Below are 14,390 nucleotides of genomic sequence, written 5' to 3'. Positions count from 1 at the left end.
TCTGACGCCGTGTCGTGATCGACGCTGCCTCCCGGTGCCCCGGAACCGCCTCCGACCAGTGACTTTGTGCGCGCGTTCACAAGTGGTCTACCGTAGGGCCATCGCCTCCGGGGCGGCCGGTATCGAACCGGACTCCGGGTCCTGGGTCAAGACACAGTTCCGAACGGCCGTGGCGATGGCCGCCAGACGCACAGCGGGCAGGAGACAACGGCGTGGTGACACAGCGGGGGAGGCGCGACGGAGCGGACTCCGCCGGCCGGCCGCCACGACGGTCCCGCCGTCAGGACACCCCGGACGCCGACAACGCGCCGACCGCGGAAATGCCCGCCGTACCCGCCGGGACCAACGGTGACGCCCCCGAGGCCGTGCGGGCGAAGTCGATCCCGGAGGCGGCGGTCGCCCGGCTCGCCGTCTACCTTCGTGTCCTGTCCGGAATGTCCGAACAGGGTGCGACGACCGTTTCGAGCGAAGAGCTGTCGCAGGCCGCCGGCGTCAATTCCGCGAAACTGCGCAAAGACCTCTCGTACCTCGGTTCGTACGGCACCCGCGGCGTCGGTTACGAGGTCGGCGTCCTGGTCAGCCAGATCGAGCGCATCCTCGGCCTGACCCGCCAGCACAAGGTCGCCGTGGTCGGGATCGGCAACCTCGGTCACGCGCTGGCCAACTACGGCGGCTTCCCGGGGCGCGGCTTCCCGGTCGAAGCGCTGTTCGACCTGGACCCGGACCTGATCGGCGTGCCGGTCGGCGGCCTCCCGGTGTCGCACATGGACGACATCCCGCGGATCTGCGCCGAGCGCGGCATCTCCATCGGCGTGATCGCCACCCCGCCCACCGCGGCGCAGTCGGTGTGTGACCGCCTGGTCGCGGGCGGTGTCCAGTGCATCCTCAACTTTGCTCCCGTCGTGCTGCAGGTTCCTGCTCACATCGAGGTCCGCAAAGTGGATTTGGCCGTCGAGCTGCAGATACTCTCGTTCCATGTGGCCCGCCGGGCGGACAGTGAAGCACCGGCCGCCGGTAATCAGGGCAATTCCGGATTATCGACCGGTGGTTCACCCGCCCAGAATGGCAAGGGCAGGCGGAACGGCACGGGTCCGGACGGCGGACGGGAAATGGTGGTGCGCTCATGAGCGTTTTGGCGGTCGGGCTCTCGCACAGAAGCGCAGAGCTGAGCACGCTGGAGCGCGTCGCGGTCCCCGCGCCCGAGATCGGCAAGGTGCTCGACGAGCTGCAGCAGGCCGAGCACATCAGTGAGGTCATGCTCGTCTCGACGTGCAACCGCATCGAGGTCTACGCGGTCGTCGAGACCTTCCACGGCGGCCTGGGCGACGTCTCCGAGGTGCTGGCCCGGCAGGCCGGCATGGAACCCGCCGAGCTCTACGACAGCCTGTACGTGCACTACGCCGGTGCCGCCGTCGAGCACCTCTTCTCGGTCGCCTCGGGCCTGGACTCGATGGTCGTCGGCGAGACGCAGATCCTCGGCCAGGTGCGGTCCGCCTATGCCACCGCGCGCGAGGTCGGCACCGTCGGCCGCACGCTCCACGAGCTGATCCAGACCACGCTGCGCGTCGGCAAGCGCGTCCACACCGAGACCGGTCTCGACGCCCTCGGCGCGTCGGTCGTGTCCGAAGCGCTCGCCGCGGCCGGTGACGTCACCGGCAAGCACGCCGTCATCGTCGGCGCCGGCTCGATGGGCGCGCTGAGCGCGTCTCAGCTGCGCAAGGCCGGGATCGGCGAGATCACCGTGGCCAACCGCACCGACGCCCGCGCCCGGCGGCTCGCCGCGAACGTCACCGAGCAGGGCGTGCCTGCCCGCGCGGTCCCGCTGTCCGGGGTCGTCGAGGCGGTCCGCGACGCCGACATCGTGATCTGCTGCACCGGCGCGCAGGACGCCGTCTTCGGCCCGGACCAGGTGCTGCCCCGGCGTGGCCGTGACCTGGTCGTCTGCGACCTCGGCCTGCCGCGCGACGTCGACCCGGCGGTCGGCGAGCTGGCCGGCGTCCGGGTGGTCGACCTGGCCACCATCCAGCGCCGGATGCGGGAGGCGGGCACGCCGACCACCGAGCGCCAGACCGCCAAGGCGACCGGGATCGTCCTCGACGAGGTGCGCGACTACCTCGCCGGGCAGCGCAGCGCCGAGGTGACGCCGACCGTGACCGCGCTGCGCCGCCGCGCGGCCGAGGTCGTTGACGCCGAGCTGCTGCGGCTCGACAACCGCCTGCCCGAACTCGACGCCGGCGTTCGCGAAGAGGTCGGCCGCACGGTCCGCCGGGTGGTCGACAAGCTGCTGCACGCGCCGACGGTGCGGGTCAAGCAGCTGGCCGCCGAGACGGCCGACACCGACTACGCGAACGCGTTGCGAGAGTTGTTCTGCCTCGACCCGCAGGCCCCCGCCGCGGTGGCGAGCCCGAAGCCCCCACCGGAGAAGAAGTAGTAGTGACCAGAGTCATTCGCATGGGCACGCGCGGTTCGAAGCTCGCGCTCACCCAGACCGGGACCGTCGCCGACGCCCTGCGCGCCACCGGCGTCGAGGTCGAGATCGTCAAGGTGACCACGCCCGGCGACAAGTCGCTCGCGCCGATCGCGACGATCGGCGTCGGCGTGTTCACCTCCGCGCTGCGGGAAGCCTTGCTGCGCAACGAGGTCGACGTCATCGTCCACTCGTACAAGGACCTGCCGACCGCGCCGGAGCCGGGCATCACGCTGGCCGCGGTGCCGCCGCGCGAGGACCCGCGGGACGCGCTGATCGCGCGTGACGGGCTCACCCTGGGCGAGCTGCCGCCGGGTTCGACGGTGGGCACGGGCGCCGCGCGGCGCACCGCGCAGCTGCGCGCGCTGGGCCTCGGTTTGGAAATCGTGCCGATTCGCGGCAATATCGACACCCGCATGCGCAAGGTGACCGACGGCGAGCTCGATGCCGTGGTGCTGGCGCGTGCCGGACTGGCCAGGGTCGGACTGGTCGAGGCGATCACCGAGACCCTCGACCCGATCCAGATGCTGCCCGCGCCCGCGCAGGGTGCGCTGGCGGTGGAGTGCCGGGCCGCCGACGTGGACCTCGAGCAGCTGCTCCGGTCCACTTTGGACGACGAGGGCACGCGGGCCGCGGTGACGGCCGAGCGGGCCCTGCTGGCCGCGCTCGAGGCGGGGTGCAGCGCGCCGGTGGGCGCGCTCGCCGAGATCGTCGAAGATCTCGACGCCGAGGGCAAGGTCGTGGAACGGATCTCGCTGCGCGGCACCGCCGCGGTCGAGGGCGAGGAAGGTGCGGTGGACATGGTCCGGGCCATCGCACTGGCCGACAAGGACCAGGCCGCCCAGCTGGGCAAGGACCTGGCCGCCGAGCTGCTGGACCTCGGAGCCGGAGCCCTCTCCGGCCCCGCTCAGTAGCGCTCTCGCGAGCGCTTTCGAAGACGTAGGAGACCTGCGTCCGTGCGACCGCGCACGGACGCCGCAAGAGGAGAAACGCACAGATGACCCCCGCGCGAAAGACCACCGGGCGCGTAGCGTTCGTGGGCTCCGGGCCCGGCGACGCCGGCCTGCTCACGGTCCGTGCCCAGGAACTGCTCGCCAAGGCCGAGGTCGTGGTGACCGACCCCGACGTGCCACAGGCCGTGCTGGCCATGGCCGCCGAGGGCGCCGAGGTCCGGCCGGCCGTCGGCGAGGCCACCGAGGTCGCCAAGGACCTCACCACCGAGGCCAAGGCCGGCCGGCTGGTGCTGCGGCTGATCGCGGGCGACCCGCTGACCACCCCGGCCGTGGTGGCCGAGGTCCAGGCCGTCGCGCGCACGAGCGCCGTGTTCGACGTCATCCCGGGTGTCTCCCCGGCCGCGGCCGTCCCGGCGTACGCCGGCGTCGCGCTGGGCGGTACGCACACCGAGGTCGACGTCCGCGGGGACGTCGACTGGGCGGCGCTGGCCGCCGCGCCCGGCCCGCTGGTGCTGCACGCGACGTCGGCGCACCTGGCCGAGGCCGCGTCGGCGCTCACCGGCAACGGCGTGCCGGCCGCCACCCCGGTCGCGGTCACCGCGAACGGCACCATCAACACCCAGCGCACCCTCGACACCACGCTCGAGAAGGTCGCGAACGACGCCGGCGAGCTCGTCGGGCCGCTGATCGTCACGATCGGCCAGGCCGCCGGGCAGCGCTCGAAGCTGTCGTGGTGGGAGTCGCGGGCGCTCTATGGCTGGAAGGTCCTGGTGCCGCGCACCAAGGAGCAGGCGGGCGAGATGGCCGAGCGCCTGCGTGGCCACGGCGCGACGTCACACGAGGTCCCGACCATCTCGGTCGAGCCGCCCCGCAGCCCGGCGCAGATGGAGCGTTCGGTCAAGGGCCTGGTCGACGGCCGCTACCAGTGGATCGTCTTCACGTCCACCAACGCGGTCCGCGCGGTGTGGGAGAAGTTCGAGGAGTTCGGCCTGGACGCCCGCGCGTTCTCCGGCGTCAAGATCGCCTGTGTGGGTGAGTCGACCGCGGCGAAGGTGCGTTCGTTCGGCATCATTCCGGAGCTGGTCCCGTCCGGCGAGCAGTCGTCCGAGGGCCTGCTGGCCGAGTTCCCGCCGTACGACGACGTCCTCGACCCGGTCGACCGCGTGCTGCTGCCGCGGGCGGACATCGCCACCGAGACGCTGTCGGCGGGCCTGCGCGAGCGCGGCTGGGAGATCGACGACGTGACGGCCTACCGGACCGTCCGGGCCGCCCCGCCGCCCGCCGAGACCCGCGAGATGATCAAGACCGGCGGCTTCGACGCGGTTTGCTTCACCTCGTCCTCGACCGTGCGGAACCTGGTCGGCATCGCCGGCAAGCCGCACACCCGCACGCTGGTCGCGTGCATCGGCCCGAAGACCGCCGAGACCGCGGTGGAGTTCGGGCTCCGGGTCGACGTCCAGCCGGAGAAGGCCGACGTCCCGCACCTGGTGGACGCGCTCGCCGAGCACGCCGCCCGGCTGCGCGCCGAGGGTGCGCTGCCGCCGCCGCGCAAGGCGAAGCGGGCCCGCCGCTCCTAAGTCCCCAAGCGCCCCAATGTGGCGTTCGGTGCGTCCAACGCACCGAACGCCACATTGGGTGCGTCCAACGCACCCAACGCCACATTGGGGCGCTTCGGCCCTGCTGGTCGAGTCGCGGTCACTCACCGACCGGAAGCGCCGCTGAGCACCCTTGCGGAACTGCGGCGAAAGCCGCGGGAGTAACGTGGAAGGGTGTTCCCCGAGCATCGTCCCCGCAGGCTTCGCACCACCCCGGCCATGCGCAGGCTGGTGGGTGAAACGACGCTGCGGCCACGCCAGCTGATCCTCCCGATGTTCGTCGGCGAAGGGCTCGATGCGCCCCGGCCGATTTCGAGCATGCCGGGCGTCGTGCAGCACACCCGGGACACCCTGCGGAAGGCAGCCGTCGACGCGGTCAACGCCGGGGTCGGCGGGCTCATGCTGTTCGGCATCCCGGCCACGCGTGACGCCGAGGGCTCCGGGGCGGTCGACGAGAACGGCATCCTCAACGTCGCCCTGCGCGACCTGCGGCAGGAGCTGGGCGACGCCACCGTGCTGATGGCCGACACTTGCCTCGACGAGTTCACCGACCACGGCCACTGCGGCGTCCTCGACGCCGACGGCGCGGTCGACAACGACGCCACCCTGCGGATCTACGCCCAGATGGCCATCGCGCAGGTCGAAGCCGGGGCGCACGTGCTCGGGCCGAGCGGGATGATGGACGGCCAGATCGGCGTCATCCGCCGGGCGCTCGACGAGGTCGGGCACAAGGACGCGGCGATCCTCGCGTACTCCGCGAAGTACGCCAGCGCGTTCTACGGCCCCTTCCGCGAGGCCGTCGACTCGCAGCTCAAGGGTGACCGCAAGACCTACCAGCAGGACCCGGGCAACGGCCGCGAGGCGCTGCGCGAGATCGAGCTGGACCTCGCCGAAGGCGCGGACATGATCATGGTCAAACCCGCGCTGTCCTATCTGGACGTCATCAAGGCGGCCGCGGACATCTCCCCGGTGCCGGTGGCCGCGTACAACATCTCGGGCGAGTACGCGATGGTCGAGGCCGCCGCGGCGAACGGCTGGCTGGACCGCGAGCGGACGGTCCTCGAGGTGCTCACCTCGATCCGCCGGGCGGGCGCCGACCTGATCCTCACGTACTGGGCCGCCGAGGCCGCTGGCTGGCTGGACTGACCGGCTAGAGTCACCGCGTGGCGGACAAGGACACCGAGGATCTCAGCGGGCTCACCGACGACGAACGGCGCAAAATGGGACGTTCACCGGACCCGCTGCTGCCGGGCCAGCCGGCGCCCAAGGTCGACCCGCCCGGTGCGGTGCGGGCTTCGTTCTGGCTGTGGCTGGCGGGCGGCGCCGTGCTGATCGGCGGCCAGGTGTTCACCCTGGCCATCAAGCAGCAGCTGATCGACGCGCTGATCCGGCAGAGCCGGGAACGCGGCCAGAAGATCGACGAGGCCGCGATGGCCCACGGCGCCACGACGGCGTTCTGGCTGCTGCTCGGCGGGTCGGTCGTGTTCGCGCTGCTCATCGCGCTGTTCGCCTACAAGGCCCGCGAAGGCACCCGCTCGGCCCGCACGGTGCTGACCGGCTTCGCGGTCGCCTGCGTGCTGTTCCAGCTGGGCATCTTCTACAGCGTGCCCTCGATCATCGCGACGCTGCTGCTGGTCATCGCGCTGGTCCTGATGTACCTGCCGTCGGTGACGGACTACTTCCCGAAGGCGGTCAAGAAGCTGTGAGCGACCGGCTCTACGCCGAGTCCGGCGTGAGCTGGGCCGCCATCGTGTGGGGGCCGGTGTTCGCACTGGCCGGCGCGCTGGCGGAGCTCGTCACGGGTGGCCCGGTCCACGTCGTGGGCTGGTTGATGGTCGGGTTCGGGCTGTGCGTGATCACCGTGCCCTGGGTGTACGCGCGGCGCCGGTTCCTGTCGCTGGAAGTCACCACGACGCAGCTGCGGCAGGGCCGGGAGAAGGTGCCCGCCGACCAGATCGCTTCGGTGACCGACGTCGGCACGCCGGTCGGCGCGCGGGTGCTCGGCGGCGGCTGGTCGGTGCCGCGCAAGTACGACTCCCTGCCGGTGAAGCTGGCCGACGACACGGTGGTGCTCGCGTGGGCGAAGGACGTCGAAGCCCTGCGGGACGCGCTGGACCGGCTCGTCCGGGCGACACCGCGTGAAGCATGAGAAAATCGTCGCCGTGATCGACCTTCCGCAGCCCACCGGGGCCGAGCTCTGGCCGCCGGACGAACCCGGCCCGCGCGCGCGGCTGCACAAGCCGTGGCGGACGCTGGTCGCCGTCGTGGAGGTCGTGTTCGCCGTCCTCGCCGGCTGGGCGGCCTCCGCGTGCTGGCACAACGCCGCCGCCGTCGTGGTCACCCGGACCGAAGACGGCGCGTTGCTCGAGTCGCACCGGTACTTCGGCGGCCTGCTCGCGGCGGCCATCGGGATCGGCACGGTGGCCGCGTTGCTGCTGGTCGACGCGGTGCGTCAGGTCCTGCTCGCGGTGCGTGCGCGGGGCCTCAAAGCCAGGGACTGATACACAGCTGACGCACAGGTAACGAACAGTCAATTGCTAAACAGCGGCACGAAGGTTGCCGCATGACGCGCGTGCGTGCCTCGAAGGCATGGGTGATCAACGGTGCTCTGGTCGTACTGCTGGCCGGGGCGGGATTCGGGATATACCAGGCGTTCAGTCCCGCGCCGAGCTCGGCGCAGGCGCAGTCGCGCAGCACCCCGGTCCGCCGGGCGACGGTCACCGAGACGGTCTCCGCCGCCGGCACCCTCGCCAGCAGCTACACCGGCGCGGCGAACTTCGCGACGGCCGGCAAGGTCACGTCGATCGACGTCAAGGTCGGCGATGTCGTCAGTGCCGGGCAGAAGCTGGCCACCGTCGACAGCACGCAGGCGGCGAAGCAGCTTCAAGTCGCGAAGGCGAACCTGGCGGTCGCCCAGGACGCCCTGGACACCGCCGAGACGGCCGAAGCCACCCCGGCCACGGGGCAGAACAACCAGAACAGCCAGAACAGCCAGAACAGCGCGCAGACCGCGGCGAACAACGTCACCTCGGCACAGGCGAAACTGGACCAGGCCCAGCTCGACGTCCAGACCGCGCAGCAGGCGCTCGACAACACGACGCTCTACGCGCCCGGCGCCGGCACGGTCACCGCGATCAACGGTGCCGTCGGGCAGCAGTCCTCCAGCGGCTCGTCGAGCAGCAGCTCCCAGTCGTCCTCCAGCGGCAGCGGCCAGGGCGGCCAGGGCTCGTCGTCGAACTCCAGCGCCGCCGCGTCGTCGAGCAGCAGCTCCGGCAGCGGGTTCATCACCATCACGAACCTGACCGGCCTGGTCGTCAACACCTCGGTCGCGGAGATCGACGTCAGCAAGGTCAAGGCCGGCCAGAAGGCGACCGTGACGCTCAACGCGCTGCCGGACAAGCCAGTCCAGGCGACCGTTTCGAGCATCAACCTGACCCCGACGACGAGCGGCAGCGTCGTTTCCTACGGTGCGCAGCTGGCACTGACGTCCCCGCCGGACGGGCTGCGGCCCGGCCAGTCGGCGAGCGTCGTGATCACCGTGGCCGAGGCGCAGGACGCGCTGAGCGTGCCGGCCGCGGCCGTGCAGACGGTGGGCAGCACCAACCTCGTCACCGTGCAGGAGAACGGCCAGAACGTCACGCGCCAGGTGCAGGTCGGCCTCCGCGGCGAATCGACGGTCCAGATCACCTCCGGGCTGACCGAGGGCGAGAACGTCGTGCTCACCGCGACGGCCACGACCGGCACCGGCGGGGGGAACAACCGCACGGGCGGCACGGGTGGGACTGGTGGCTTCCCCGGCGGCGGGACCGGCGGGTTCCCGGGCGGCGGCCAGCGCGGCACGGGCACCGGCGGTGGCTTCGGCGGGCGCGGATGAACCCGGTGATCGCGGTCTCCGGACTGCGCAAGACCTACGGGGCCGGCGAGACGGCGGTGCACGCGCTGCGCGGCGTCGAACTCACCGTGTGGCCCGGCGAGTACGTCGCGATCATGGGCGCGTCCGGCTCGGGCAAGTCGACGCTGCTGAACATGCTGGGCTGCCTCGACGTCCCGACGTCGGGCCAGTACCTCCTGGACGGCTTCGGCGTCGGCAAGCTGAACGAACGGCAATTGGCGTTGCTGCGCAACCGGAAGATCGGCTTCATCTTCCAGTCGTTCAACCTCGTGCCCCGGACGTCCGCTCTGTCCAATGTAGAGCTGCCACTCGTCTACAGTGGACTCCGCCGGTCGGAGCGCCGCCGTCGCGCGCTCGCGGCACTGGAGATGGTCGGGCTGTCCGACCGGGCCAAGCACCTGCCGAGCGAGCTTTCGGGCGGCCAGATCCAGCGCGTCGCCGTGGCGCGAGCCCTGGTCACCGGCCCGGCGATGCTGCTCGCCGACGAGCCGACGGGCAACCTCGACCGGCGCAGCACCGAGGACGTCCTCGGCGTGTTCGACCGGCTCAACGCCCTCGGCCGCACCATCGTCGTCATCACGCACGAGGACGAGGTCGCCGAACACGCGCACCGCGTGGTGCGGGTGGACGACGGCCTGATCGTCTCGGACGAAGTGACGCGCGCGGTGGGGGCGGTCTCGTGAACCTGCTGGAAATCCTGCGCTTCGCCGTCCGCGGCCTCACCGCGAACAAGCTGCGCTCGGCCCTCACCACCCTCGGCATCACCATCGGCGTCGCCGCGGTGATCCTGCTGGTCGCGGTGGGCAACGGCGCGTCCGCGGCCATCGCGGCCAGCATCCAGGGCCTCGGCACCAACGTCGTCAACGTCTCCCCGGCACGCGGCGGCGGGCAGGGCGCGTCGGCGCGGCCGCTGACCGTGCAGGACGCCCACGCGCTCGTCGACCCCGTCGGCGCCCCCGACGTCAAGGCCGCTTCTCCCGTGGTCAACACGACGGCGACCGCGACCTACGGGCAGACGTCGTACGACATCTCCAGCGTCGCGGGCACCGAGCCGGCCTACTTCACCACCACCAACCGGGAAATCGCCGACGGGCAGCTGTTCACCGGCGAGGACGTCACCGCCGCGCGGAAGGTCGTCGTGCTCGGCCCGACGACCGCGCAGTCGATCTTCGGCACGGCCGAGCCCGTCGGCAAGAACGTGCTGCTCAACAGCATCCAGTTCACCGTCATCGGGGTGCTGCAGGCCAAGGGCAGCACCGGGCTGCAGAACGCCGACGACGTCGCCATCGCGCCGATCTCGGCGGTCCAGAACTCCCTGTCCGGCTATGGCAGCCTCAGCCAGATCGCCGTCCAGGCCACCAGCGCGGACTCCGTCTCGCTGGCCCAGTCCGAGATCACCGCGATCCTGAACGCCCGCCACGGCATCCGGCTCGGCGGCACCCCCGACTACCAGGTCCAGAACTCCGAGCAGCTCCTGGCGACCAGGACGTCGGCGACCGAGACGTTCACCGTGCTCCTGGCGGCGGTGGCGGCGATCTCCCTGCTCGTCGGCGGCATCGGCGTCACCAACATCATGCTCGTCACGGTGACCGAGCGGATCCGCGAAATCGGCATCCGCAAGGCGATCGGCGCCCCGCGCTCGGCCATCCTCGGCCAGTTCCTCGCCGAAGCGACCATGCTCAGCCTGTTCGGCGGGCTGCTCGGCGTCGCGATCGGGCTGATCGGCAGCCGGTTCACCATCTCCGGGATCAAACCCGTCGTGGTGCCCTCGTCGATCCTGCTCGCCTTCGCGGTCTCCGCCCTGATCGGGCTGTTCTTCGGCAGCTTCCCGGCCAACCGCGCCGCCAAGCTGCGGCCGATCGACGCCTTGCGTCACGAATAAGGAGTCTTCGCATGTCTTCGTCCACCACGACCCCGCCGAACGCCGAGGACATCATCGCCAGCCCGGCGGTCGACGGTGACCTGAACGCCGAAATGCGCTACGCCGCGAAGCCGTTTTCGCGCACCACGGTGGTGCTCGCCGGGCTCGTCGTCCTCGCGATCGCGTTCGCCGGCGGCGCCTGGACGCACGCGGCGTTCGGCTCGTCTTCGCCGTCGACGCCCGCGCGGCAGGCCGGTGGTACCCAAGGTGGCCAGCAGGCCAGCACCGGTCAGCAGGGTGGCGGATTCCGCGGCGGCCGCGGGACCACCGGCACGGTGGACCACGTCGACGGCACCACGGTGTACGTGAAGACCGCGCAGGGCACCGACGTCAAGGTGTCCACATCGGACTCCACGACGGTCGGGGTGACCCAGCCGGGCAAGCTGTCGGACCTCAAGCCGGGCGCGACGGTCGTCGTCCAGGGCCAGGCGGGCGACGACGGCACGGTGACCGCGCAGGCCATCACCCAGCAGGCCGCGCGCTAGTTGAGCACGACGACCGCGGTGTTGAGCGCCGTCGCGTAGAGGATCCAGCCCAGGTAGGGCACCAGCAACGCGGCGGCGAGCTTCGACCGGCGGGCGAACAGGACGATCGTCACGACCACCACGACGTCCAGCACCACGATGTCGGCCAGCGCCACCCGCGCCGCGCCGCCTTCGAAGAACAGCGGCGTCCAGAGCAGGTTGAACAGCAGGCCGATGCCGTACGCGGCGAACCCGCGCGTCTCGCCGTCGGTGCGCCAGTACAGCCAGCCGGACACCGCGATCATGACGTACAACACGGTCCACACCGGACCGAACACGGCCGCGGGTGGCGCCCACGGCGGCTGTTCGAGGCGGGCGTAGACGTCCTTCGCCGACGTCGCGGCCAGTGCGCCGACCACCGCGACCACGGCGACGACGCCCAGGAAGCCGGCCAGCATCAGCCACGGGTTGCGGTGCGGCACGCGTTCGGTCACCGGCTGTTCCCCTCCCCGGGCGGCGTCCCGCCATCCTAGGCGGGTTTGCGAGACTGAACCCCGTGAACAGTGGAACCGAGCAGTCCAAGGCATGGTTCGAACGCGCGAAGGCGGCCACCCCGGGCGGGGTGAACTCGCCGGTCCGGGCGTTCAACTCGGTCGGCGGCACCCCGCGGTTCATGGTCCGCGGCGAGGGCCCGCACCTGTGGGACGCCGACGGCAACCGCTACGTCGACCTGGTGTCGTCGTGGGGGCCGATGATCCTGGGCCACGCGCACCCGGCGGTCGTCGAGGCGGCGCGCGCGGCGGCGACGTCCGGGCTTTCGTTCGGCACGCCGACCATCGGCGAGGTCGAGCTGGCCGAGGAGATCATCGGCCGCGTCGAGCCGGTCGAGCAGGTGCGGCTGGTCAACTCGGGCACCGAGGCCACGATGAGCGCGATCCGGCTGGCCAGGGGGTTCACCGGCCGGTCGAAGATCGTGAAGTTCGCCGGGTGTTACCACGGTCACGTCGACGCGCTGCTCGCCCAGGCCGGCTCCGGCGTCGCGACGCTCGGGCTGCCGACGTCGCCGGGTGTCACCGGGGCGCAGGCCGCCGACACGCTGGTGCTGCCCTACAACGACCTCGACGCCGTCCGGAAGTCCTTTGTGGACAATCCGGGGGAGATCGCCGCGGTGATCACCGAGGCGGCGGCGGGCAACATGGGCGCGGTCGCGCCGGCCGACGGCTTCAACGCGGGCCTGCGTGAGATCGCCCACGAGCACGGCGCGCTGCTGATCATGGACGAGGTGATGACCGGCTTCCGTGTCTCGGCCGCGGGCTGGTTCGGCCTCGAAGGCGTGGCCGGCGACCTCTACACGTTCGGCAAGGTGATGTCCGGTGGCTTGCCGGCGGCGGCCTTCGGCGGCCGCGCCGACGTGATGGCCAAGCTCGCCCCGGGTGGGCCGGTCTACCAGGCCGGGACGCTCTCCGGGAACCCCGTCGCGGTGGCCGCGGGCCTGGCGACGCTGCGCGCGGCCGACCACGCCGTGTACGCGGCTCTCGACGCCAACGCGAAGCGCCTCGGCAACCTCTTCCGCGCCGCTTTGAGCGAAGCCGGCGTTGCGCACAACGTCCAGTACGCGGGCAACTTGGTGAGCGTGTTCTTCGGCGAAGAGCCCGTACGCGACTACGCCGGCGCACAGGCGTCCGAGACGTGGCGGTTCCCGCCGTTCTTCCACGCGTTGCTCGACGGAGGCGTGTACGCGCCCCCGAGCGCGTACGAGGCTTGGTTCGTCAACGCGGCGATGGACGACGAAGCGTTCTCGGTGATCGAAGCGGCCCTGCCCGCGGCGGCGCGCGCGGCGGCTGGAGCCGTCCAGTGACCACCGTCGTCCACATGCTGCGTCACGGCGAAGTGCACAACCCCGAGAAGGTCCTGTACGGCCGTCTGCCGGGCTACCGGCTCTCCGAGCGCGGGCAGCGGCAGGCGCTGACGGTCGCCGAGGCCGTCGCGGGCCACGACCTCGTGCACGTCGTGGCGTCGCCGCTGCAGCGGGCCCAGGAGACGGCGGCGCCGATCGCCGCGGCGCACCGGCTCGACATCGCGACCGACGAGGGCCTGATCGAGGCGGGCAACCAGTTCGAGGGCCTGCACGTGGCGGTCGGCGACGGCGCGCTGCGGGAGCCGCGCCACTGGCCGAAGCTGGTCAACCCGTTCAAGCCGTCGTGGGGCGAGCCGTACCTCGAGATCGCGCACCGGATGCTGGGCGCGGTCCACCGGGCCCGCGAGGCGGCGGTCGGTCACGAGGCGCTGTGCGTGTCGCACCAGCTGCCGATCTGGACGTTGCGGCGGTTCCTCGAGGGCAAGCGCCTGTGGCACGACCCCCGGCGCCGCCAGTGCTCGCTGGCGTCGCTGACGTCGCTGGTGTTCGACGGCGACGAGCTGCGGGAGATCGTCTACAGCGAGCCCGCGGGCGCCACGGACCCGAAGGTGACCGGGGCATGAGGCTGGTCTGGGCGGTCCTCGCCGTGCTGGCGCTGGCCGGGTGCAGCGCGGGCAAGGACGCGGTGGTGCAGGGGAGCAGCTTCAGCTTCGTCTCCCCGGGCGGCAAGGTCGACATCACCTACGACGTCGCCCAGCGCCAGACGGCCCCGGTCCTGGCGGGCGAAGACCTGATGACCGAGGGCAAGCAGCTGTCGCTGGCGGACTTCCCCGGCAAGGTCGTGGTGCTCAACCTGTGGGGCCAGTGGTGCGGCCCGTGCCGCACGGAGGCCCCGGAGATGGAGTCGCTGGCGAAGCAGGCGACCGGCGTCCAGGTGGTGGGCATCGACGTCCGCGACCCGGCGCGGGACGTGGCCCAGGACTTCGTCCGGGACCGCGGGCTGACGTACCCGTCGATCTACGACCCGGACGGCCGGGTCCTGCTCAAGCTGACGGGCTACCCGCGGAACATCATCCCGTCGACGATCGTGCTGGACAAACAGCACCGCGTGGCGGCGGTGTTCCTGCGGCCGGTGCTGGCCCAGGACCTGCTCCCGGTGACGCAGCGGCTGAACGCGGAAGCCTGAACGCGACCGGGGACAAAACCGGCAGGCTGATGGCATGACCAGCACTCCACCCAG

Annotated in this window: 16 protein-coding genes; 15 read left to right on the top strand and 1 reads right to left on the bottom strand. The window is 71.6% G+C overall.

Annotation, left to right across the window (positions count from 1 at the left end; genetic code table 11):
* Positions 1-212: 212 nt before the first annotated feature.
* The 12 genes from CF165_RS00155 to CF165_RS00100 all read left to right on the top strand — a co-directional run bounded on the left by CF165_RS00155 (position 213) and on the right by CF165_RS00100 (position 11,313).
* Positions 213-1,127, top strand: a complete 915-nt coding sequence (locus CF165_RS00155; RefSeq protein ID WP_093945339.1) for a redox-sensing transcriptional repressor Rex — start codon at positions 213-215, stop codon at positions 1,125-1,127.
* On the top strand, positions 1,124-2,431 hold the full coding sequence (locus tag CF165_RS00150; protein ID WP_093945338.1) for a glutamyl-tRNA reductase: 1,308 nt from the start codon (positions 1,124-1,126) through the stop codon (positions 2,429-2,431). Before CF165_RS00155 ends, CF165_RS00150 begins: the two co-directional genes overlap by 4 nt.
* A gap of 20 nt (positions 2,432-2,451) precedes the next feature.
* Positions 2,452-3,381, top strand: coding sequence for a hydroxymethylbilane synthase (gene hemC, locus CF165_RS00145; RefSeq protein WP_093945337.1), 930 nt, complete (start codon positions 2,452-2,454; stop codon positions 3,379-3,381).
* A gap of 83 nt (positions 3,382-3,464) precedes the next feature.
* Positions 3,465-4,997 (top strand): bifunctional uroporphyrinogen-III C-methyltransferase/uroporphyrinogen-III synthase, encoded by a 1,533-nt coding sequence (locus tag CF165_RS00140; RefSeq protein ID WP_093945336.1) that lies wholly within the window; start codon positions 3,465-3,467, stop codon positions 4,995-4,997.
* 192 nt (positions 4,998-5,189) lie between these two features.
* Positions 5,190-6,161, top strand: coding sequence for a porphobilinogen synthase (gene hemB, locus CF165_RS00135; RefSeq protein WP_093945335.1), 972 nt, complete (start codon positions 5,190-5,192; stop codon positions 6,159-6,161).
* 17 nt (positions 6,162-6,178) lie between these two features.
* A complete protein-coding gene (locus CF165_RS00130; RefSeq protein ID WP_093945334.1) occupies positions 6,179-6,721 on the top strand; it encodes a hypothetical protein in 543 nt (180 codons plus the stop codon).
* Positions 6,718-7,164 (top strand): transport-regulating membrane protein Mce1N, encoded by a 447-nt coding sequence (mce1N, locus tag CF165_RS00125; protein WP_093945333.1) that lies wholly within the window; start codon positions 6,718-6,720, stop codon positions 7,162-7,164. Before CF165_RS00130 ends, mce1N begins: the two co-directional genes overlap by 4 nt.
* Before the next feature lie 13 nt (positions 7,165-7,177).
* The gene (locus tag CF165_RS00120; protein WP_093945536.1) at positions 7,178-7,516 is read left to right on the top strand and encodes a hypothetical protein; all 339 of its coding nucleotides are present in this window, start codon (positions 7,178-7,180) and stop codon (positions 7,514-7,516) included.
* A gap of 62 nt (positions 7,517-7,578) precedes the next feature.
* A complete protein-coding gene (locus CF165_RS00115) occupies positions 7,579-8,889 on the top strand; it encodes an efflux RND transporter periplasmic adaptor subunit (RefSeq protein WP_093945332.1) in 1,311 nt (436 codons plus the stop codon).
* Positions 8,886-9,590: an ABC transporter ATP-binding protein gene (locus CF165_RS00110; protein ID WP_093945331.1), complete on the top strand. Its 705-nt coding sequence runs from the start codon at positions 8,886-8,888 to the stop codon at positions 9,588-9,590. Before CF165_RS00115 ends, CF165_RS00110 begins: the two co-directional genes overlap by 4 nt.
* The gene (locus CF165_RS00105; RefSeq protein ID WP_093945330.1) at positions 9,587-10,789 is read left to right on the top strand and encodes an ABC transporter permease; all 1,203 of its coding nucleotides are present in this window, start codon (positions 9,587-9,589) and stop codon (positions 10,787-10,789) included. The genes CF165_RS00110 and CF165_RS00105 overlap by 4 nt, the downstream gene beginning before the upstream one ends.
* Before the next feature lie 11 nt (positions 10,790-10,800).
* On the top strand, positions 10,801-11,313 hold the full coding sequence (locus CF165_RS00100) for a hypothetical protein (RefSeq protein WP_093945329.1): 513 nt from the start codon (positions 10,801-10,803) through the stop codon (positions 11,311-11,313).
* Here the strand turns inward: CF165_RS00100 and CF165_RS00095 are convergent.
* The gene (locus CF165_RS00095) at positions 11,310-11,786 is read right to left on the bottom strand and encodes a TspO/MBR family protein (protein WP_093945328.1); all 477 of its coding nucleotides are present in this window, start codon (positions 11,784-11,786) and stop codon (positions 11,310-11,312) included. The genes CF165_RS00100 and CF165_RS00095 overlap by 4 nt on opposite strands.
* Before the next feature lie 62 nt (positions 11,787-11,848).
* On the opposite strand from CF165_RS00095, the gene hemL reads away from it, so the two are divergent.
* Genes hemL through CF165_RS00080 form a run of 3 tightly spaced genes read left to right on the top strand, consistent with a single transcriptional unit; the run spans position 11,849 to position 14,336 of the window.
* Positions 11,849-13,150 (top strand): glutamate-1-semialdehyde 2,1-aminomutase, encoded by a 1,302-nt coding sequence (hemL, locus tag CF165_RS00090; RefSeq protein ID WP_093945327.1) that lies wholly within the window; start codon positions 11,849-11,851, stop codon positions 13,148-13,150.
* On the top strand, positions 13,147-13,773 hold the full coding sequence (locus tag CF165_RS00085; RefSeq protein ID WP_093945326.1) for a histidine phosphatase family protein: 627 nt from the start codon (positions 13,147-13,149) through the stop codon (positions 13,771-13,773). Before hemL ends, CF165_RS00085 begins: the two co-directional genes overlap by 4 nt.
* On the top strand, positions 13,770-14,336 hold the full coding sequence (locus CF165_RS00080) for a TlpA family protein disulfide reductase (RefSeq protein ID WP_093945325.1): 567 nt from the start codon (positions 13,770-13,772) through the stop codon (positions 14,334-14,336). Before CF165_RS00085 ends, CF165_RS00080 begins: the two co-directional genes overlap by 4 nt.
* The last annotated feature ends 54 nt before the right edge of the window (positions 14,337-14,390 follow it).

This window comes from Amycolatopsis vastitatis (genome assembly GCF_002234595.1).
Lineage (GTDB): Bacteria > Actinomycetota > Actinomycetes > Mycobacteriales > Pseudonocardiaceae > Amycolatopsis > Amycolatopsis vastitatis.
The sequence above is the reverse complement of the archived record's forward strand: the minus strand, read 5'-3'. Positions and strand labels throughout refer to the sequence as shown.